General features: G+C 62.8%; 16 protein-coding genes, 3 tRNA genes and 1 rRNA gene. 5 read left to right on the top strand and 15 right to left on the bottom strand.

The window, feature by feature from the left end:
- Positions 1-42 precede the first annotated feature (42 nt).
- The 5 genes from H7B90_RS29385 to H7B90_RS29365 all read right to left on the bottom strand — a co-directional run bounded on the left by H7B90_RS29385 (position 43) and on the right by H7B90_RS29365 (position 5,792).
- Positions 43-669 carry an FMN-dependent NADH-azoreductase gene (locus H7B90_RS29385; RefSeq protein WP_185139463.1) on the bottom strand — a complete coding sequence of 209 codons (627 nt, stop codon included), beginning with the start codon at positions 667-669 and terminating at the stop codon, positions 43-45.
- A gap of 158 nt (positions 670-827) precedes the next feature.
- Complete coding sequence (locus H7B90_RS29380; protein ID WP_185139462.1) at positions 828-1,283, bottom strand: RrF2 family transcriptional regulator; 456 nt, start codon at positions 1,281-1,283, stop codon at positions 828-830.
- Positions 1,284-1,873: 590 nt separating this feature from the next.
- Positions 1,874-3,103 carry an MFS transporter gene (locus H7B90_RS29375; RefSeq protein ID WP_246578637.1) on the bottom strand — a complete coding sequence of 410 codons (1,230 nt, stop codon included), beginning with the start codon at positions 3,101-3,103 and terminating at the stop codon, positions 1,874-1,876.
- A gap of 161 nt (positions 3,104-3,264) precedes the next feature.
- Complete coding sequence (locus tag H7B90_RS29370; protein WP_185139460.1) at positions 3,265-4,338, bottom strand: ABC transporter substrate-binding protein; 1,074 nt, start codon at positions 4,336-4,338, stop codon at positions 3,265-3,267.
- Between the two features lie 146 nt (positions 4,339-4,484).
- Positions 4,485-5,792, bottom strand: a complete 1,308-nt coding sequence (locus H7B90_RS29365) for an O-acetylhomoserine aminocarboxypropyltransferase/cysteine synthase family protein (RefSeq protein WP_185139459.1) — start codon at positions 5,790-5,792, stop codon at positions 4,485-4,487.
- A gap of 312 nt (positions 5,793-6,104) precedes the next feature.
- Between H7B90_RS29365 and H7B90_RS29360 the strand changes: the two genes are divergently transcribed.
- Positions 6,105-6,677: a TlpA family protein disulfide reductase gene (locus H7B90_RS29360; protein WP_185139458.1), complete on the top strand. Its 573-nt coding sequence runs from the start codon at positions 6,105-6,107 to the stop codon at positions 6,675-6,677.
- Between the two features lie 23 nt (positions 6,678-6,700).
- Here the strand turns inward: H7B90_RS29360 and H7B90_RS29355 are convergent, their stop codons facing one another.
- Genes H7B90_RS29355 through H7B90_RS29340 form a run of 4 tightly spaced genes read right to left on the bottom strand, consistent with a single transcriptional unit; the run spans position 6,701 to position 9,285 of the window.
- The gene (locus tag H7B90_RS29355) at positions 6,701-7,045 is read right to left on the bottom strand and encodes a hypothetical protein (RefSeq protein ID WP_185139457.1); all 345 of its coding nucleotides are present in this window, start codon (positions 7,043-7,045) and stop codon (positions 6,701-6,703) included.
- Between the two features lie 14 nt (positions 7,046-7,059).
- Positions 7,060-7,482: a FixH family protein gene (locus tag H7B90_RS29350; RefSeq protein WP_185139456.1), complete on the bottom strand. Its 423-nt coding sequence runs from the start codon at positions 7,480-7,482 to the stop codon at positions 7,060-7,062.
- 13 nt (positions 7,483-7,495) lie between these two features.
- Positions 7,496-8,287, bottom strand: coding sequence for an ABC transporter ATP-binding protein (locus tag H7B90_RS29345; protein ID WP_185139455.1), 792 nt, complete (start codon positions 8,285-8,287; stop codon positions 7,496-7,498).
- Positions 8,281-9,285 carry an ABC transporter permease gene (locus tag H7B90_RS29340; protein ID WP_185139454.1) on the bottom strand — a complete coding sequence of 335 codons (1,005 nt, stop codon included), beginning with the start codon at positions 9,283-9,285 and terminating at the stop codon, positions 8,281-8,283. The genes H7B90_RS29345 and H7B90_RS29340 overlap by 7 nt, the downstream gene beginning before the upstream one ends.
- A 284-nt stretch (positions 9,286-9,569) precedes the next feature.
- Between H7B90_RS29340 and H7B90_RS29335 the strand changes: the two genes are divergently transcribed.
- Entirely contained in the window at positions 9,570-10,568 is a 999-nt protein-coding gene (locus tag H7B90_RS29335; protein ID WP_185139453.1) for an acrylyl-CoA reductase family protein, read from the top strand.
- Positions 10,569-10,733: 165 nt separating this feature from the next.
- On the opposite strand, the gene H7B90_RS29330 is transcribed toward H7B90_RS29335, so the two are convergent.
- The gene (locus H7B90_RS29330) at positions 10,734-11,417 is read right to left on the bottom strand and encodes a queuosine precursor transporter (RefSeq protein ID WP_185139452.1); all 684 of its coding nucleotides are present in this window, start codon (positions 11,415-11,417) and stop codon (positions 10,734-10,736) included.
- Between the two features lie 301 nt (positions 11,418-11,718).
- On the opposite strand from H7B90_RS29330, the gene H7B90_RS29325 reads away from it, so the two are divergent.
- Together H7B90_RS29325 and H7B90_RS33530 are read left to right on the top strand one after the other, a co-directional pair.
- A complete protein-coding gene (locus tag H7B90_RS29325) occupies positions 11,719-12,981 on the top strand; it encodes a WD40/YVTN/BNR-like repeat-containing protein (protein WP_185139451.1) in 1,263 nt (420 codons plus the stop codon).
- 172 nt (positions 12,982-13,153) lie between these two features.
- Positions 13,154-15,742 carry a winged helix-turn-helix domain-containing protein gene (locus H7B90_RS33530; RefSeq protein ID WP_185139450.1) on the top strand — a complete coding sequence of 863 codons (2,589 nt, stop codon included), beginning with the start codon at positions 13,154-13,156 and terminating at the stop codon, positions 15,740-15,742.
- 13 nt (positions 15,743-15,755) lie between these two features.
- Here the strand turns inward: H7B90_RS33530 and H7B90_RS29315 are convergent, their stop codons facing one another.
- Complete coding sequence (locus H7B90_RS29315) at positions 15,756-16,661, bottom strand: ArsR/SmtB family transcription factor (RefSeq protein ID WP_185139449.1); 906 nt, start codon at positions 16,659-16,661, stop codon at positions 15,756-15,758.
- Positions 16,662-16,791: 130 nt separating this feature from the next.
- Here H7B90_RS29315 and arfA point away from each other — a divergent pair, with 130 nt between their 5' ends.
- A complete protein-coding gene (gene arfA / locus H7B90_RS29310; protein ID WP_185139448.1) occupies positions 16,792-18,309 on the top strand; it encodes an arabinosylfuranosidase ArfA in 1,518 nt (505 codons plus the stop codon).
- Positions 18,310-18,454: 145 nt separating this feature from the next.
- Here the strand turns inward: arfA and H7B90_RS29305 are convergent.
- The 4 genes from H7B90_RS29305 to rrf form a co-directional block, all read right to left on the bottom strand.
- Positions 18,455-18,529 (bottom strand) — tRNA-Gly (locus tag H7B90_RS29305).
- Between the two features lie 6 nt (positions 18,530-18,535).
- Positions 18,536-18,621 (bottom strand) — tRNA-Leu (locus H7B90_RS29300).
- 32 nt (positions 18,622-18,653) lie between these two features.
- Positions 18,654-18,727 (bottom strand) — tRNA-Asn (locus H7B90_RS29295).
- A 28-nt stretch (positions 18,728-18,755) separates the two neighbouring features.
- A 5S ribosomal RNA gene (gene rrf, locus H7B90_RS29290) occupies positions 18,756-18,872 on the bottom strand.
- Positions 18,873-18,962: the final 90 nt, after the last annotated feature.

Below are 18,962 nucleotides of genomic sequence, written 5' to 3'. Positions count from 1 at the left end.
GAGCCGGACGCTCCCGAGGGCTTATGACTATTCAGCGGCGGATTAGAATCCGGAAGCGACCTTGGCCGCTTCGGCGATCCCCGCTTGGATGATTTGCTCGGCGCGGTCTTGGAATTGGTTGTGGCCTTCGACGATAACCGTCTCCACGTCCGTAATTCCCCAGAAGCCCAGCGTGTTGCGCACGTAGTTGACGGACATCTCCAAGGAAGCCATCGGGCCTTCGGAGTACACGCCGCCGCGAGCGTTCAGCAGCACGACCTTCTTGCCGCCGGCCAGGCCGACCGGGCCTTCCGCCGTGTATTTGAACGTCTTGCCCGCTTGGTTCAGATAGAACAGGTAGGTCAGCAGCTGAGCCGGGATCGTGAAGTTCCAGAGCGGGAACGCGAACACGACTTTGTCGGCGGCCAGGAACTGATCCAGGTAGCCGTTGGCGATCTCGGCGGCTTGCTTCTCTTCGGCCGTCGCTTCGATGCCGTTGTTCAGCTTGTACAGCCCCGTCATCATATTGTTATCGAAGTAAGGCAGGTTCTCTTCGAACAGGTTCAATTCCGTGATCGTGTCGCCCGGGTTCTTCTCCCGGTACGCGCTCACGAATGCATCGTACAGCTTTACGCTGACGGCTTGGTCGGACGGACGGCCGTTCGCTTTGACGAAAAGGACGTTAGCCATAGTCGTTCATTCCTCCTGATGAATGTAATTATGCTAATTATTGTCACAGTTACAGTCGCTTCCATGCCTTGGCTGGCGAGCCCTGCGTGAAGCCAATTACTGTGTGGCAACTGAACACAGTATAAAACAAGTTAAGCCCCTATGTCAATTGCAGTTACTTACTTTTTTACCTCGTAAACTTCCTTGACCAGATCGGCCACCGTCCGCTTCTCCAGCAACGTCATCATGAGCTGCTCGGTCTCCTTCATAATTCCGGAGAAGGCGCCCTTGATCTCCATCCCGATCATGCCGTCGCTCGCCGTATCCATCAGGCCGGTGCACAGCGGCTCCGTCATCTCGAGGGCGCGATACACTTCCGCCAGTGTAATCGTTTCCGGCGGTTTGCGCAGGAAATAACCTCCGTCGCGGCCTTCCCTGGCCTCCACGATGTTGGCTCGGGCCAGACGGGCGAGGATGCGCCGCATCAGCGTGGCTTCCGTGCATACCTTCGTCGCGATCTCGCCGCTCGGGCAACGAACGTCGTTCTCGGCATGGTGCGCCAGATAGACAAGCGACTGCAGAGCGTATCCGAACCATCTCGGCGTCGCCGCGCCTCCGCATTTCTCGTTCTTCACCGGACTCTCCCCCGTTCCCGCAGCCGCTTCCCGGCGCGTCGTTCCTTATAGTATAGCTCAAATCGCGCCTCGAGGATATTCCCAAATCATTCACAAAGGGAAAAGTCGCTGCGGCTGCATAGGTTCCGGGCGAATGCGCGGAAGATGGATTACTCACATGGGCGGGAAAGCGGCGGTGAAGACGAAAGAGAGTAACTGGATTACTCACATGAACAGGAAAGCGGCGATGTGGACGAATGAGAGTAACTGGATTACTCACATGGGCGGAAAAGCGGCGATGTGAGCGAAAGAGAGTAACTGGATTACTCACATGAGCAGGAAAGCGGCGATGGGGGCGAAAGAGAGTAACCGGATTACTCACATGAGCGGGAAAGCGGCGGTGGGGACGAATGAGAGTAACTGGATTACTCACATGAGTGGGAAAGAGGCGATTTAGGCGAAAGACAGCAACTGGATTGCGCTCTTTGCCGGCCGTGAGTGCACACGGTAGCGCAAAGAGGCCGGGACGAAGCCATGGCTCCATCCCAGCCTCCCCTGCACGCTCCCCTATGCCTTCCTTATGCCTTCCTTATGCCTTCCTTATGCCTTCCTTATGCCTTCCTTCGGTCGGAAGGCAGCAGCAGCGCCAGCAGCCCGATCAGCGGCAGGAACGCGATGCTCCGCATGACGTCGACCATGCCGAACACGTCGGCGGCCTTCCCGAGCACGACGGCGCCGAGAGCGCCCATGCCGAAGGCGAGGCCGGTCGTCAGCCCGGACGCCATCCCGACCTTCGTCGGCATCAGGTGCTGCGCGTACACGACGGCGACCGAGAAGCCGGACAGCAGGATAAAGCCGAGCACGAAGATGACCGGATACACCCACTCAAGCGGCAGGTACGGAAGCGCCAGCGAGAACGGGACGGCGCCCGCGATCGACAGCACGATCATTTTTTTCAACCCGATCCGGTCCGCCATAACGCCCCCGAAGAAAGTGCCGAGAACGCCCGACAGCAGGAACAGGAACAGAGGAACCTGCGCTTGCTTGGCGGTCAGGCCGTAATGCTCGATCAGGAAAAACTGATAATAATTGCCGATCCCCGCATGGTACCAGGAACGCCCGAACACGATAAACACGAGCAGGCCCATCGCCATCGCGACCCGCCCGCGGCTCAGCGTCAGCGAAGAAGCGACGCTCCGGCCGCCCTTCTTGACGGCGCCCTTCGCCTTCCAATCGGCGAGCTGCCTCTTGTACCAAGGCGCTACCCACAGCAAGGCGCCGATGGCGGCCAGCGCGAACAGCGTGCCCCACAGGGCGCCGATCTGGCCGAGCGGCACGAACACGAACAGCGTCATTAGCGGAGCCAGCGAGCTGCCCGCGTTGCCGCCGACCTGGTACACGGACTGGGCGAAGCCGCGCTTCCCGCCCGCCGCGAAGTAGACGACCCGCGACCCTTCCGGATGGAAAATCGCCGAGCCGAAGCCGATGAACAGAACGGCGATCAGCACGACCCAGAACGACGGGGCCAGCGCGATGCCGACCATGCCGAGCAGGCTTAAGCCCATGCCGAACGGCAGCATATAAGGCTTCGACGTCCGGTCGGTATACGTCCCCACGACGGGCTGCAGGACGGAGGACGTCATGTTGAGCGCGAACGAGATCCAGCCGAGCTGGGCGTACGAGAGGTCGAGCGACTTCTCCAGCACGGTGTACAGAGCGGGCACGACCGCCTGCATCGAATCGTTCATCATGTGCACGAAGCTGATCGCCAGCAGCACGGGCAGGACGGTCAGGGAAGCCGCGGCCGCGGAGCCTCGGGCTTCGGTTGCCGGAGAAGACACTTGCGTCACCTCTTGAGGCGGATCTGGGAGAAGCATCCACTTAGTCGTATGGTAATCAAGTGTAGGAGCGGCGTCCCGCGGAGTCAACAGCCATATTCGGCCAAAAAAAAGCAAGAAGCCCAAGGCAAGCCCGCCTTGGCGCTTCGTTCGCGTTCAACCGCTTATCTTCCGTTGAAGTCCGGAATGGCTTTGAAGAACGCCCGCTCGAGCAGCTCGCTCTCGTCCGTCGACGAGTCGAGAATGCCCAGCTCCTTCTGATACTTGATGAAGAACTTCGCGCTCTCCTCCGCCGTCTTCACGCCCGGCTTCCAATGGTAATCGGCCAAGAGCGCTTCGTTCGTGGCGACGTCGGCCGGCACGTACTTCTTGTTCGTCTCGATCTCGGCCGTCTCGCGCGTATTGTTGCCGACCCACTCGGCCGCCCTGAGCAGCGCCCGGGTGATGGCCGCCGCCTTCTCCGGATCCTCCTCCGTCACCTTGCCGCTGATGACCGAGTAGCAGCAGTAGCCGGATTTGAACGGCTCGTCGTGCCCGTTGCTGAGCAGACGGACGTACTTCTTCTCGTCGATCGCCTGCTGCGCGGCCGGATCCCAGACGATGAACGCCTGGATCTCGCCCTTGTCCGCGGCGGTGGACAGCTGCTGCGACGGATAGGCGCGCCACTGCACGTCCGCCTGCGGGTCGAGGCCGTTCTGCTTGAGCGCGATGGACAGCGTGATCTGCGGCCCGCCGCCGATGACGTCGACGCCGATCGTCTTGCCCTTCAGATCCTTGACCGACGCAATGCCCGAATCGCTCGGCGTCACGAGCTGGATGCAGCCGGCGTGCAGGCCGCCGGTCAGCTTCACGTCGAGCCCTTGCTCGATCGGCTTGAACCAGGCGAAGTTGCCGACCGTGCCGTCGACCTTCCCGGACGCGATGCCGGACTTGAGCGTCTCGAAGTCCTGCTGGATCAGCTCGACGTCCAGTCCTTCTTCCTTGAAGAAGCCCTTCTCGATCGCCGTGTAGATCGGCGCTTCGCAGGTGCCGCCCGCGTAGGCGAACGTGACCTTCTTCAGCGCCTTCCCTCCGGCGGCCGTCGCGGAAGCCGATCCTTCCGGCGACGAAGAAGCGCCCGCGGACGGGCCGGATGCGGCATTCTCGTTCTTCCCGCCGCAGCCCGACAGAACCCCGACGGCCATCACGACCGCGGCGGATGACAGCCACCATCTCTTTTTCGCGAAAACATTGTACATGTGGACCTCTCTCCCTCCGATTCCCTTCCAATGAACCTCTTTAACCCGGCGGCTTGCCAACAACGTTCACGTTCCCCGGCTTCGCCCCCCTCTCTCAGTCTCGGTCGGCATTCTCCGGCTCCGGCCTTGCGCCCCGGTAAACGCCGTTATCCGGCCGCCACCGCGGCCGCCTGGCGGATCGCCTGTTCCAGATCCTCGATCAGGTCGTCCGGGTCCTCGATTCCGATCGACAGCCGGATCAGGTCCGGCGTAACGCCCGCGTTCGCCTGCTCCTCTTCGGTCAGCTGCGCGTGGGTCGTGCTCGCCGGGTGGATGACGAGCGACTTCGCGTCCGCCACGTTGGCCAGCAGGGAGAACAGCTTCAGCCCGTTGATCGCCCGCTTCGCCGCCTCGAATCCGCCCTTCAGCCCGAAGGTGAAGATAGAACCCGGCCCTTTCGGGAAATACTTCTGGGAGAGGGCGTAATACGGGTTCCCCTCCAGCCCCGGGTAGTTCACCCACGCGACGTCCGGGTGATTGTTCAAGTACTCCGCGACCTTCCTCGCGTTGCTCAGGTGCTTCTCGACCCGCAGCGACAGCGTCTCGAGTCCCTGCAGCAGCAGGAACGAATTGAACGGGCTGATCGAAGCGCCCGTGTCCCGGAGCCATTGGACGCGCGCCTTCGTGATGTAGGCGAGCTCGCCGAACTTCTCGGCGAACCGGATGCCGTTGTAGCTCTTGTCCGGCTCGGTGAACGCCGGGAAGTTCCCGTTCGCCCAGTCGAAGCGGCCGCCGTCCACGATAAGCCCTCCGATGGACGTCCCGTGGCCGCCTATGTACTTCGTCGCCGAATGGACGACGATGTCCGCTCCGTGCTCGATCGGCCGGATCAGGTACGGGGTGCCGAACGTGTTGTCGACGATCAGCGGGATTCCGCGTTCGTGCGCGATGTCGGCGATGGCCGCGATGTCGACGAGGTTGATGCCCGGGTTGCCGATCGATTCCAGGAATACCGCCTTCGTCTTGGCCGTGATCGCCCTGCGGAAGTTCTCGGGATCGTCCGGGTTTACGAACCGGGTCGTAATGCCGATCTTCGGCAGCGTGACGTCGAACAGGTTGAACGTGCCACCGTACAGCGTGCGGGCCGCCACAATCTCGTCGCCGGCTCCTGCGATGTTCAGGATCGAGTAGGTGACCGCCGCGGAACCGGACGCGACCGCGAGCGCCCCGGCTCCGCCTTCGAGCGCGGCGATGCGCTGCTCGAGCACGTCGTTCGTCGGGTTGCCGATTCTCGAGTACAGGTGCCCTTCCTCCTCGAAGCTGGCGAGGCGCTGGCCCTGCTCGACGCTCTCGAACACGAACGAAGTCGTCTGATAGATCGGGACGGCTCTCGCTCCCGTCGTCGGGTCCGGCCGTTGCCCGGCATGCACCTGCAGCGTGTCGAATCTCCATGGCTTCTTGTTCTCGTCGCTCATTCTGAATCGTCTCCTTCTCGGCTTCTGAAGCGTCGTCCGCAGTCCACAAAAAAAGAGACCGAACGCATCCGTCGATCGGATGGATTCAGTCTCCAGCGGTCTGGTCAACTTGGATCGGGCGACAGCCCCTAATATTCTAGTAATCGTCCCGGAATTTACGTCTTTATATTAGGCCGGGAATCCGGGTTTGTCAACGAAATGTTTTATTTTTGATGAAGAGGTTGATATTGACATTTATAAAGGTTCGTTGTTAACTTCAACTAAGCCGATGATGTTTATCGGAATAAATCCGGAAGAGAGCGTGGCCCCTTCATGAACAGAATGAGAGCCTGGATCGTCTCCCTCGGCGCCGCCGCCTTGATCGGCGTCGTCGTCTATTCGTACGCCGCGGAATCCCCGACTGCCGCGAGCGCCGACTCTGCCGCCGCGGCCAAGACGGTGCGGGAAGCGCCGGAGATCGGCGCCTACGCCCCCGACTTCGCCCTGACGGGCATGGACGGCCAAGCATACAGCCTGCATCAGTTCCGGGGCAAGCCGGTCGTTCTGAACTTCTGGGCGTCCTGGTGCGGCCCCTGCAAGGAAGAAGCCCCGAACTTCGTCAAGCTGCAGAAGGAACTCGGCTCGCGGGTGCAGATCGTCGCCGTCAACCTGACCGCGGGGGACAGCGAGAAGTCGGCACGAGCATTCGCCGCGAAGTACGGCTTCGACTTCCCGGTTCCGCTCGACGACAAGAGCGCGGCGGCGGATCGCTACCGCATCCGTCCGATCCCGACCACCTTCTTCATCGACGCCAACGGAGTCATCCAGGACGGCGTGCTCGGCGCGCTGTCCTGGGACGATCTCAGCGAGAGAACGGAGCGGCTGCTCCGTCCGGCCTCGTCCTGAGCCGCAAGCCGCAGCGCGCCCCGCTACGTCCTCCTCTTGCGCCGGTATACGGCCGCCGCCGCCGCGATCAGGACGAGCGCGGAGACGGCTCCGGCCGCGCCGACGCCGCTCTTCAAGACGGAGGAGCCGCCCTCCTCCTCGCTCGGCTGCTTCCCGGCCGTCTCCGCCTTCGCCGTCTTCGCCGTCGCGGCCACCCGGATCGGCTGCCCGTCGTCCGGCGGCAGGTAGTGGCAGGCGGGCAGCGTCGGAGAAGGCTCCGGCTCCGCGGCCGAAGCCTCCGCCCCGTGCGCGTGCCAAGACGCCGCCGACAACGCAAGGAGCAGGGCCGCGGACAGCCGCAGCCCTATTTTTCGTCTTTTCTGCGCCAATATCGTCCCCTCCTTCAATCCTCGATCTCGAATTCGAAGCTGGCCATCGTCATCTGCCCCGTCTCCTTCGGAGTGACGTGCGTAATGACGTAATACTTGCCGGCTTGAGAGAACTCGCCCTTCAGCACGTACGAGCCTTCGCCGGTCTCCTTCGCCGCCAATTGGGCGTGTCCGTCCGGCTCCGCGCCTTGGGGCCACAGCTCCAGGACGACCTCCGCGCCCTTCACGGGTTTGCCGCCCTGCGTCACGTCGACGGTCAGGGACACGCTCTCGCCGAGCTTCGGCGTCTCCGGCGATGCCGAGAACGCGATGCCGTACCGCCCGTCGTCCCCGCCTCCGGAAGAAGCGCCGGCGTCGGCCGAGCAGGCGGAGAGCAGCGCCATAGCCAACAGCGCGGCTATGAGGGCCCATAGACTCCCTTGTCTCGATCCGTTCATGTCTTCCCCCGCCTCACACGATGTATTCGGGCTGCACGGCCTCGGGCGCGAGCTGCAGCGATTCGAGAATGCGCGACCGGTATTCGAAGAACGTTCCTCCGTTGCGGGCGCGGGGACGAGGCAGGTCGATCTTCACGATCTCCTTGATCTTGGCCGGCCGCGGCGTCATGATGACGACCCGGTCGCTCAGGTAGACCGCCTCGTCGATGTCGTGCGTGACGAAGATCATCGTCGTCCTCCGCTCCTGCCAGATGCGGAGAATCTCGTCCTGCAGGTTCATCCGCGTGAACGCGTCCAAGGCGCCGAGCGGCTCGTCGAGAAGCAGCACCTTCGGATGGTTGACGAGCGCGCGGGCCAGGGCGGCTCTCTGCGCCATTCCTCCGGACAGCTGGTGCGGATACGCCCGCTCGAAGCCCTTCAAGCCGACGAGCTCGAGGAACTTGTCCACCTCCCCCTTCCGCTCCTTCAGAACCCCGCGCGCTTCCAGTCCGGTCGCCACGTTGCCCCAGATCGATTTCCACGGGAATAAGGTCGGATCTTGGAACACGAGCCCGCGCGAATAGTGCGAGTCGCGAACGACCTCGCCGTCCAGCCGGATCTCGCCGGAGGAGGGGCGGTCGAGCCCGGTCACGAGGCGCAGCAGCGTCGACTTGCCGCAGCCGCTCGGGCCGATGAGGGAGATGAACTCTCCCGGCTCGATGTCCAGGTTGACGTTGCCGAGGGCGACGACCTGGCTGCCGCGGTCCTCGAACGTTCGGGAGACGTCTTGGATGACGATGCGGCCTCCCTGCGCTCTGGTCACCATTTGATCAACCCCTTCTGCCAGATCAGGACGCGGTCGCGCGCCTTGAACAGCAGCGTCATGATCGTCGAGAACAGCACGGCCATGATGAGCAGCGCCGCGTACACCTTGTAATACTCCGCCCAGCCCTGGGCCCACGTGATGTAGAAGCCGAGGCCGGCCTTCACCCCGAGCATCTCGGCCACGACAAGCGTGACGAACGAGGTGCCGAGCCCCATGAACAAGCCGATGAAGACGAGAGGGAACGCCGCGGGGAAGGCTACTTTGAAGACGAGATACCTCTCGCTCGCTCCGAGCGTTTTGGCGACTTCGAAGAACGATTTGTTCACGCCAGCGATGCCCGACCAGGTCATGACCGCCACGGGGAACCACGTGCCGAGCGCGATGAGGAAGAGGCTCGCCGTGAAGCTGGACGGGAAGACGAGCAGGACGACCGGGATCCACGCGGTGGCCGGAATCGGCCCGATGAACCGCAGGAACGGGTTGATCCAGTATTGGAACTGCTTATACCAGCCCATCAGAAGGCCCGTGACGAGCCCGAAGAAGGCGCCGATCAGGTAGCCGAGGAACAGCAGGCGAAGCGAGTAGAGCGTGCAGATCAGCAGTTTCTCGCGGTCGTCGATGAGAGCGTCGGCGATTTTGACCGGGGAAGGGAAGTACGGCAGCGGCAGCGAGTCCAGCTTCAGCGTCAGCAGCTCCCAGACGCCGACGATCCCGATAATCAGCGCGGTTATGGGCGCCTGCGTCCTCAGCCTGCGGAAGGCTCCTTCCGAAGCGAAGGCGAAGATGGCCCACAGGGCGTACGCCCCGAATAGGACAATGAGCAAATAGCCGTACTGCGCCGAATGCAGCACCGGCTGCTTGTTCGGCAGCACCTCGTGCGCGGTCAGCGCGAGGGCGAGCAGGGCGGCCGGCAGCAGAATGACCGCGACCGAGGCGGCCGACAGGGCGGTTCTTCCGCCGGGGGCGGCGGACAGCTTGACGGGTCGGGTTAATTCCATCGTTCGAAGCACTTCCTCTCCATTCGTCTCTCTTCCTCGGAATCATAGAAAAAGACCCTGCCTCGGGATGAGGGAGGGTCTCCGGCAGTCCGGTCGACTTTCTTGTATAATTCCGATTGTATTAGTAGGTAATTTGGAATGGTTTAACAATAGCACCGACCGTTCGCCGCTGTCAACACCTAATCGGAACGCCGCTTTAACCGGCCGGCGCGGAGTGCTATGATGGGGTTGTATTCGGGAATCGGATGGCAAGAACGAACGAGGCGAGACGGGAGGATGCGGAGATGGAGAAGTTTCTGGCGTTGACGGTGGACGGGCAGGGGTCGGAGCTGGCCGCGGAGGTGCGCGAGTACGCGATCGATCAGCTGCCGGAAGGGGACGTGACGATTCGCGTCGCCTACTCGGGCGTCAATTACAAGGACGGACTGGCCTCCATTCCGGACGGGAAAATCGTGCGAAGCTATCCGCACGTGCCCGGCATCGACCTGGCGGGCACGGTTCTCGCTTCCTCGTCCCCGGACTTCCGCGAAGGGGACGAGGTGCTCGTGACGGGATACGGGCTCGGCGTATCCCGGTTCGGGGGCTTCAGCCAAGCCGCGCGCGTGCCGGCGGATTGGGTCGTGCCGCTGCCGAAGGGGCTGACGGCGCTGGAGGCGATGGCTCTGGGCACCGCCGGGTTCACGGCGGCGCTGTCGGTGCACCGGCTGGAGGAGAACGGATTGTCTCCGGGCCGGGGACCCGCGCTCGTGAGCGGAGCGACGGGCGGCGTCGGCAGTTGGGCCGTGGCGCTGCTCGCGCGCTCGGGCTACGAGGTGACCGCGAGCAGCCGGAAAGCCGGCGAGAGCGGGTACTTGCGCGAGCTCGGGGCGAGCGAGATCGTGACGCCTGCGGAGCTGGAGGTGCCGGCGGGCCGCTCGCTCGGGCGCGAGCGATGGGCGGCCGCGGTCGACCCGGTCGGCGGCCCGACCTTGCCGCACGTGCTCGCCTCCGTGCGGTACGGCGGCTCCGTCGCGCTGAGCGGCTTGACGGGCGGCGCGGACTTCGCCGCGACGGTGTATCCGTTCATCCTGCGCGGCGTGAACCTGCTGGGCATCGACTCCGTCTTCTGCCCGATGGACGTCCGCCGCGCGGTGTGGGACCGGCTCGCGGCGGAATGGAAGCCGGGCGAGGCGCTCGTCGGCGCCATCGCCCGCGTCATTGCGCTGGCCGAGCTGCCGGAAGCGCTCGGCCAAGTGCTGCGCGGCCAGATGCGAGGCCGCGCCGTCGTCGCGCTCGGCGATTGATCGCCGCTAGGCGCGAAGCCCCGACGGGGTCCATGACAGATGGACTCCGCCGGGGCTTTTCATGCGGCCCCTTTTCCCTGCCTATGTACGCAATCCAGTTCCTCTCTTCGCCCCCCAACAAACATTAAAGCCCCGCAACCGCGCGCGGCGGTCCGGGGCATGACGTCAACCTTCTTCCTTGAACTTGAAGCTTCTGGCGATATAGATAACCGGCGTCGACGCGACGGAGATGACGAACTTGAGCACGTACGTCGTCAACGCGATCTGCCACCAGACGTCCCACGGGTAGATGCCGATGAACGCGATCGAGCAGAACACCAGCGTATCGACGAGCTGGCTAAGGCCCGTGCTTCCGTTGTTGCGAATCCACAGCTGCGAGCGGTTCGGATAAGCGACCTTCAGGCGGCTGAAAATACGAACGTCGAGGAATTGGCTGACGAAGTAGGCGCACAGGCTGCCGAGCGCGATTCGCGGCGTAAGTCCGAATATCGTCTCGAGCGCCTCCTGCGAAATATCGTCCGAGCCGGGCTTGAACGCGAGCACCATCTGCATCAGGATCAGCGCCATGATCATGCTGAAGAAGCCGAACCAGACCGCCTTGCGCGCTTCCTTCTCCCCGTACTTCTCGTTGAGCAAGTCCGTGGTGAGATAGATCGTCGCGTAGATCGTGTTGCCGAGCGTCATGACGACGCCGAACATCTCGATCGTCTTGACCACCTGGATGTTGGCGAGCACCGTCGCCGCTCCGATCCAGGCGTACAGACCGTTCTTGCCGAGCAGGCGATAGCAGGCCAGGAAGAGGGCGAAGTTGACGGCCACGAAGAAGACGCCCCATAGAAAATTGTACATAAAGCTTATCACTCCTAGTTTTGATAACGCGGGAGGTCTCGAACCGCGGCCCCGTGTCCCGGGACAATGCCTATCATTATAGCACAGAACGTCCATAGAGGGGGCGGCGATCCAAACGCGCCACAACCGGCTCGCTCGAGAACGAGAGATGCTGCTGGCAACATTACGTATCGGCCCGCCTGCAACTCTTCTCCACCCCGGTTCGTCTAACGACTGAACGGTTAAGCTTTTAAACATCATGAGAAAAAAGGTGGTGGACGCCTTGTTGAAGCAACGGGCGTTAGGTAAAGGAATTTTATTGATGACCGTCGCGATGTCGCTGGCCCTGTCCGGATGTTCCGGCTCCGGCAATACGCCCGCAGGGTCTCCGCAGGCCACGGACAGCGGTTCGGCGAGCCCCTCCGTCTCGCCGTCGGCCTCCCCTTCGGCCTCCCCGTCCTCCTCGCCGGCCGGCTCCGAATCCCCTTCGGCTTCGCCTTCGGCCGAGCCGAGCGGCGGCGGAGCTTCGGCGTCTCCCGTCGGGACGGGTACGAAGCCGTCGACCGAACCGGCGGGAACCGTCACGGCGCTGCGTCTGGCCGACGCCAAGAGCGGCTGGGCCGGCGGCAAGGGCTGGATCGCCCGGACCGACGACGGCGGCGTTCATTGGACGAAGCAATATACCGGGTCGTTCACCGTGAACCAGCTGTTCGCGCTGAACGGGAACAAAGTGTGGGCGACGCTCGCAGAAGGCAAAGACGCGAAGACTGCCCGCCTCGTCCGCTCGACGGACGGCGGCAAGCATTGGGAAGCCGTCGGAACGGTGCCCAACCGGGCATTCCTCCACTTCACGGACGACAAGACCGCGTTCAGCGGCAACGCGACGACGACAGACGGCGGCCGGACGTGGAAGACGCTGAACGTGCCGAAGGGCGTCGTCGGGGACGTCTACTTCCACGACGCGGCCAACGGCTGGGCGGTGCAGGCGAGCTCGGACAAGTACAGCTTCCTCCATTCCGCCGACGCGGGCAAGACCTGGAAGACGGTCATGACGCGCAAGATCCAGGACGGCAACGGCGTGACCGGAACCCTTATCCGCTCGGCCGGCAAGAACGACGCCTGGATCGAAGTCGTCGGCGGATCGGGCATGTCGCAGACGTCCTACGCGCTGTTCCACACGACAGACGGCGGCAAGAGCTGGCTGCCGGCTATCGTCAACAACACCGCGGGAGCCGGTCCCGCCCCGGGCTTCTCGATGGACGACGACAAGTATCCGAAGGCCTCCGGCTCCAAGCCCGGAGCGCTGTACGTCGTCAACCCGCAGACGGCGTTCCTCGGCGGCGAATGCCCTGCCTGCGACAAGCCGAATTCGATCATGGAGACGACCGACGGCGGCAAGAGCTGGGCGGCCCGCAAGAGCGAATTCGACGGCTTCGGCGAACCATATCTCGCGGCGGCGGATGCAAGCCATCTCTGGTTCGTCGCGACGGACAGCGAGAAGCCTTCGGTCCTGTACACTTCCTCCGATGGGGGCAAGAGCTGGAAGAAGGCTCATACGTTCGCGAAGTCCTCGTCCGGAACGTAAACGAGAAGAAGCTGCTCCAACGGCCGCGAATGCGGCTCGGGAGCAGCTTCTTTTCGTTTTTTGGATGCCGCCATCCTCGTTCGACCGCCGCCGTTCGACAAAATAATCGCCCCGTTCGCCGCAAGTAGGCTATGATGGAAGAGAGAATAGTCGAGGAAAGCGGGGAAAATCCGTGCGGCAAGATGTGATCCTCCAGACGAAAATACGTCCGCCCCTCCCGAGGGACAACGGCATCGCGCGCGACCGGCTCGCCCGGCGTCTGACGGAGGCCTTGAACGGGCGGCTGACCTTGGTATGCGCTCCCGCCGGCTTCGGCAAGACGACGCTGCTCAGCCAGTGGGCGCGTCAATCCCCGGCTCCCGTCGCCTGGTTCTCGATCGACGAGACCGACGACGACTTGATGAAGTTCTGGCGAACGTTCGTCCGCTCCGTCGCGCCGTTCGTCTCCCCCGCGCTTCCGGAACGGCTCGAGCCGCTGCTTCTGGCGTATCCGAACGCGACGATCCGTTCGATTCTGGACATCCTGCTTAGCGAATTGGAAGAGAAGGCTCCCGATCGGCTGGCGATCGTGCTGGACGATTACCACACCCTATCGGACGCCTCGATCCACGACAGCCTCGCTTACGCGATCGACCATCTGCCGGACCGGGTCCATCTGACGATCTCGAGTCGGACGGAGCCTCCCGTATCCACGGCCAAGTGGAACGCGAGGGGGCAACGGCTCGATCTGTCGGCGAAGCAGCTGTCGTTCACCCCCGAAGAGACGGGGCGGTTCTGCCGGGATTCGGCGGGGCTGGCGTTGTCGGACGAGAGGATCGGGCAGTTGATGCGGTGGACGGAGGGCTGGGCGGCCAGCCTGCAGCTGATCTCGCTAAGGCTGAGCGAGCACGACGATCCGGAACGCTTCTTCGATCAATACCGGGGCGACGACCGGAACCTGATGCAGTACCTGTTCGAGGAAGTTTTCGGCCATCTGCCCGACGAATTGCGGACCTTCCTGCTTCGGACTTCGGCGCTGTCGCGGTTCGACGCTCCGGCCTGCGACGCTCTGGCGCTGACCGGGAACGCCGGGCGGGTGCTCGAGGAACTGCGGAAGCGCAATCTGCTGCTGTCTCCGCTCGACGACGCGGGCACCTGGTACCGGTACCACCATCTGCTGTCGCTGTTCCTCCGCAACCGGCTGCAGGCGGAGGAGCCCGGACTCTGGCCCGAGCTGAACCGGCTCGCGGCGCTTCATTTCGCAGGCCGCGGCTTGATGGACGAAGCGATCGAGCACGCCTTGGCCGCGGGGGATTCCGCGATGGCGGCCGGCCTGCTGGCCGGCCACGTCCAGACGGTGCTGCGCAACGGGGAACTGGCGACGCTGCTTCGCTGGATGGGGCAGCTCCCGCCGGAAGCGGTCCCGCATCCGCTCGCGCTGCTTCACTCGTTCGTCTTGATCGTGACCGGACAGTTCGAACGGGCCCGCGCGGAGCTGAGTCGCCTGGAGAGAGTGGCGGAGGGGCTGGAAGGAGACGAAGCGCGGGAGATTCAGAGCGGATTATTCTTCGTGAAGATCAATCTGGCCTTCTCCGCCGGCGATTACGACCAGTGGTACGCTTATGCCGAACGGCTGCCCGACATGCTTCCGAAGAGCCCGATGTTCTACTACCTGAACTACAACACGAACGAACCGCTCGTGAGACGAACGGTATTCGGCCTGCGCGGAGAGCAGCCCCCCGGGATCGAAGCGCTTAGCCATCGCATCATCTCGATTCTGGATTCCCGCGGCTGGGGACATTCGCTGTTCGCCCAATATATCGTTCAGTCGGTGGCGGAAGGCTACTACGAATGGGACCGGCTGCGGGACGGCGAAGAGCTGCTGCGCCGGGTCGAACCCGTCGCCCGGCGGCAGCGGATCGGCGGACTGCTCGTTCCGAACCGGATCGTGCTCTCCCGGCTGCGATGGGCCGAGGGCAGCCGGGATGCCGCGTTCGAAGCGCTGGAGGAGGCCGCCGTAGAAGTCCGCGATTACCCCGACGCCGACCATTGGCTAAGCGTCCTTGGTGCCGCCCGGGCACATCTCCTTATCCGGGAAGGGAATCTGGCGCAAGCGGAAAAGGAGCTGAACCGGCTCCGTCTGCAGCCCGAGAAGCCGTCCTTGTTCCGGGTGATGGAGTATACGACCCTTGCCCGCCTGCTCGGAGCCAGGCGCAAGGAGAAGGAAGCCCTCCAGCTGCTGGAGACGCTTATGCGCCTGAACAAGCGGGAGGGCAGCTTGATCGGCATGGCCGAGGTCGCAGCCCTCCGGGCGTTGATCGAAGCTCAGCGCGGGTACCGGAGCGCAGCGTTCGGTTATCTGGAGCAGGCGCTCGACATCGGGCACCCGAACGGCTACATTCGGACCTTCTTGGACGAAGGGGACCCGATGTTGTCCCTGCTTCGCCAATTCCGGGATTACCGGCTCAAGCAGCGGACCGGCCTCGTCTGCGAGCCGGAGGAAGCCGCGCTCGGCTATGTGTCCGATCTGCTGACCCGGTTCGCGCCGAAGGAGCAGCCGATCGCCCGTCCCAATGTGCCGGAGCCGCTGACGGCCAAGGAGAGAGCCGTGCTGCTCGAAGCGGTGCGCGGCGCCGTCAACCGGGAGATCGCCGAGAGGCTTCATCTGACGGAGGGCACGGTCAAGGTGTATCTAAGCCGCGTTTACGCGAAGCTGGGAGTGTCCTCTCGCATCCAGGCGCTGCACCGGGCGGAGGAGCTTCGTCTATTCGAGCTCGAATAGGGGGACGCGAGGCTTACCCGTACACCCGGAACGCGATGTCCTGCTCGTAGTTGCCGAACGCTTCCCCGTACAGCGTCAATCCTCCGACGCGTTCGGCGTCCGCGGGAACCGCGAACCGGATCGTCCAGTCGTTCCGGGACAACGGGACGTCCGCGAGGCGGACGTCGGATACCCGCTGTCCGTCGACGTAAGTTCCGTTGTCGTCGATTCGGATGATTTTCAACCACCCGTATTGATTCAATCCATCATGCCACCAGGCGGGCGTCAATTGACCCCGCCCTTCTCCGCTGTCGCCGGGGCTCGTCCAGACGCCGAGCAAGACTCCGTTCAGATAGAAATGAATGTCCGAGGGCCAGCTCTTGCTCACGCCGGGCGCCTCGGAACCGATCTCGACGGAGATCTCGATCTCGCGCGCCTGCTGTCCGGGCAGCAGGTAATTCGGAATCTGATACTCCACGTACCCTCTCCCGAACCATAGAATCTGCGCGTTCATCCGCTCCGGCTCCAGGAAGTACCGGGGATCGTCGAATTGCCCGATCAGCTTCTCCCGCGTCGCGAGACCGCACGTCGGATGAACCTCGTACCTTGTATAGTGCCCGACCGGCACCGACGCTTCCTGAATCGGACGGCGATGGCGCGGCTCCGAGTTCGGGAAGGCGATCTCCACTCCGTCCGTCGCGAGCGAACACATCTTGTGCGTTCCTCCGTCCCTGCGGACCATCTGCGTCCGGATAAGCCCCCCTTCCTCCAGCTTGCGGATATGCATCGTCATGATGGGCCCGCTCAGCTCCAGCGCCTTCGCCAGTTCCTTGACGTTCATCTCTCGCTCGGCGAGCAGCTCAAGCACCGACAGCCGCACCTCGCTCGCCAGCGCTTCATACGTCGGCAGCCACTTGCGCCCCGTGTTCGCGCGGATCATTCCTGTAGTCCCCCTCTATATAACGCTTGCAAAAAAGACGTTGCCAAACGGCCTTCGCCTATGTTAAATATAAGTTAGATAACATTTTTGTAATTCGATTAATATTTATATTATTTCATGAGGTGATCGCATGTCAAGCGCTGCCGTTAACGCTAAGATGAAGGTGGAGAAGGATTTCCAAGTAGGCGAAGTCGATCCCCGCTTGTACGGGTCGTTTATCGAGCATTTGGGCCGGGCCGTGTACGGCGGCATCTTCGAACCGGGACATCCGTCGGCCGACGAGCAAGGGTTCCGCACCGACGTGCTGGAGCTCGTCAAATCGCTGAACGTCCCGATCGTCCGGTATCCGGGAGGCAACTTCGTATCGGGCTTCAATTGGGAGGACAGCGTCGGGCCCGCCGAGAACCGTAAGAGACGACTGGAGCTCGCCTGGCGCACGATCGAGCCGAACACGTTCGGCTTGAACGAATTCATGGACTGGTGCCGGAAGGCGAACACGACGGCGATGATGGCGGTCAACCTCGGCACCCGCGGCCCGAACGAGGCGCGCGAGCTGGTGGAATACGCGAACCATCCGTCCGGCACGTACTTGAGCGACCTTCGCATCTCCCACGGCTACAAGGAGCCTCATCGCATCAAGACGTGGTGCCTGGGCAACGAGATGGACGGCCCGTGGCAGATCGGAGCCAAGACGGCGGCGGAATACGGACGAATCGCGGCGGAGAGCGCCAAGGTGATGAAGTGGGTCGACCCGACGATCGAGCTTGTCGCTTGCGGCAGCTCCAGCACGTATATGCCGACCTACCCGGAATGGGAAGCGACCGTGCTCGACCACACGTACGAGCATGTCGAATACATCTCGCTCCACCGCTATTACGACAACCATAAGCGGGACACGCCGACGTTCCTGGCCCGCTCGCTCGACATGGACGACTTCATCAAGACGGTCGTCGCGACCTGCGACTATATCAAGGCGAAGAAGCGCAGCAAGAAAACGGTGAATCTCTCGTTCGACGAATGGAACGTCTGGTACCACTCGAACGAGGCGGACCGGAAGCTGGAGCCTTGGCAGATCGCGCCTCCCCAGCTGGAAGACGTCTACAACCATCAGGACGCGCTCGTCGTCGGCTGCATGCTGATCAGCATGCTCAAGAGGGCGGACCGGGTGAAAATGGCTTGCATGGCGCAGCTCGTCAACGTCATCGCCCCGATCATGACGGAGAACGGCGGACGCGCCTGGAAGCAGACGATTTATTATCCGTACCTGCACGCCAGCGTATTCGGACGCGGCACCGTCCTCGTCCCGCTCGTCCAGTCTCCGAAGTACGACGTTCAAGACTACACGGACGTTCCTTACGTCGAAGCGGTCGCCGTCCATAACGAAGCCGCCGGCGAGCTGACGGTGTTCGCCGTCAACCGTCACCTGACGGATACGCTCGGCTTCGACATCGACCTGAGAAGCTTCGGGAACGCGAGCCTGATCGAGCATCTCGTCATGGAGAGCGACGATCTGGAAGCCGCCAATACGGCGGACCAGCCGGACCGGGTGAAGCCTCGCCGGAGCGAAGGCAGCGTGGCGGCGGACGGCACCTCGTTCTCGGCGCAGCTGCCGAAGGCCTCCTGGAACGTGATCCGGTTCAAGTTGTAACGAAGGCTGCTTCTCTCTCGCGCGCGCAGCAAGCGGCAAGCTATCAAACAAGGCGGCCAAGGGATATCCCTTGGCCGCCTTCGTTTAGGCAAAGACATGCAAAAAGAAGCCCTTTATGGGCTTCTCGGATTGGTATCGGGAAGTATGGAGCGGAAAACGGGATTCGAACCCGCGACCTTCTCGTTGGCAACGAGATGCTCTACCACTGAGCTATTTCCGCGAATGATGGTGCGGTCGAGAGGACTCGAACCTCCACGGTATTGCTACCGCCAGCCCCTCAAGCTGGTGCGTCTGCCATTCCGCCACGACCGCGCATTCGAGATGATCCCCCGATAACCAAACGGCTCCCCGAACAGAACTCGAACCTGCTTCCTCTCGATGAATAACCGAGCGCTCTACAGATTGAGCTGATCAGGGAATGGAAACTGAATTGTAGCTTGTAGCTTGCCCGGCGACTTCCTACTCTCCCAGGACCCTGCGGTCCAAGTACCATCGGCGTTAGAGGGCTTAACGGTCGTGTTCGAGATGGGAACGCGTGGAACCCCTCTGCCATCATCACCGGACAAGGATTCAAGGTTTGCCGACAACCGACCGCGACGAACGTCGCTAGGGTACGGTTGTTGCTTACACCCTGATAACCGGATACGAAACGT

Source organism: Cohnella xylanilytica, assembly GCF_014212175.1.
Classification (GTDB): domain Bacteria; phylum Bacillota; class Bacilli; order Paenibacillales; family Paenibacillaceae; genus Cohnella; species Cohnella xylanilytica.
Note: the sequence above shows the minus strand (reverse complement) of the source record. Positions and strands in the feature narration are given on the sequence as shown.

Bases quoted from the DNA above. Each gene is read 5' to 3' on its own strand.
- H7B90_RS29350 (WP_185139456.1), bottom strand. From the start codon at position 7,482: ATGAACGGATCGAGACAAGGGAGTCTATGGGCCCTCATAGCCGCGCTG.
- H7B90_RS29360 (WP_185139458.1), top strand. From the start codon at position 6,105: ATGAACAGAATGAGAGCCTGGATCGTCTCCCTCGGCGCCGCCGCCTTG.
- H7B90_RS29370 (WP_185139460.1), bottom strand. From the start codon at position 4,338: ATGTACAATGTTTTCGCGAAAAAGAGATGGTGGCTGTCATCCGCCGCG.
- H7B90_RS29345 (WP_185139455.1), bottom strand. From the start codon at position 8,287: ATGGTGACCAGAGCGCAGGGAGGCCGCATCGTCATCCAAGACGTCTCC.
- H7B90_RS29315 (WP_185139449.1), bottom strand. From the start codon at position 16,661: ATGATCCGCGCGAACACGGGGCGCAAGTGGCTGCCGACGTATGAAGCG.
- H7B90_RS29365 (WP_185139459.1), bottom strand. From the start codon at position 5,792: ATGAGCGACGAGAACAAGAAGCCATGGAGATTCGACACGCTGCAGGTG.
- H7B90_RS29340 (WP_185139454.1), bottom strand. From the start codon at position 9,285: ATGGAATTAACCCGACCCGTCAAGCTGTCCGCCGCCCCCGGCGGAAGA.
- arfA (WP_185139448.1), top strand. From the start codon at position 16,792: ATGTCAAGCGCTGCCGTTAACGCTAAGATGAAGGTGGAGAAGGATTTC.
- H7B90_RS29385 (WP_185139463.1), bottom strand. From the start codon at position 669: ATGGCTAACGTCCTTTTCGTCAAAGCGAACGGCCGTCCGTCCGACCAA.
- H7B90_RS29335 (WP_185139453.1), top strand. From the start codon at position 9,570: ATGGAGAAGTTTCTGGCGTTGACGGTGGACGGGCAGGGGTCGGAGCTG.
- H7B90_RS29325 (WP_185139451.1), top strand. From the start codon at position 11,719: ATGACCGTCGCGATGTCGCTGGCCCTGTCCGGATGTTCCGGCTCCGGC.
- H7B90_RS29330 (WP_185139452.1), bottom strand. From the start codon at position 11,417: ATGTACAATTTTCTATGGGGCGTCTTCTTCGTGGCCGTCAACTTCGCC.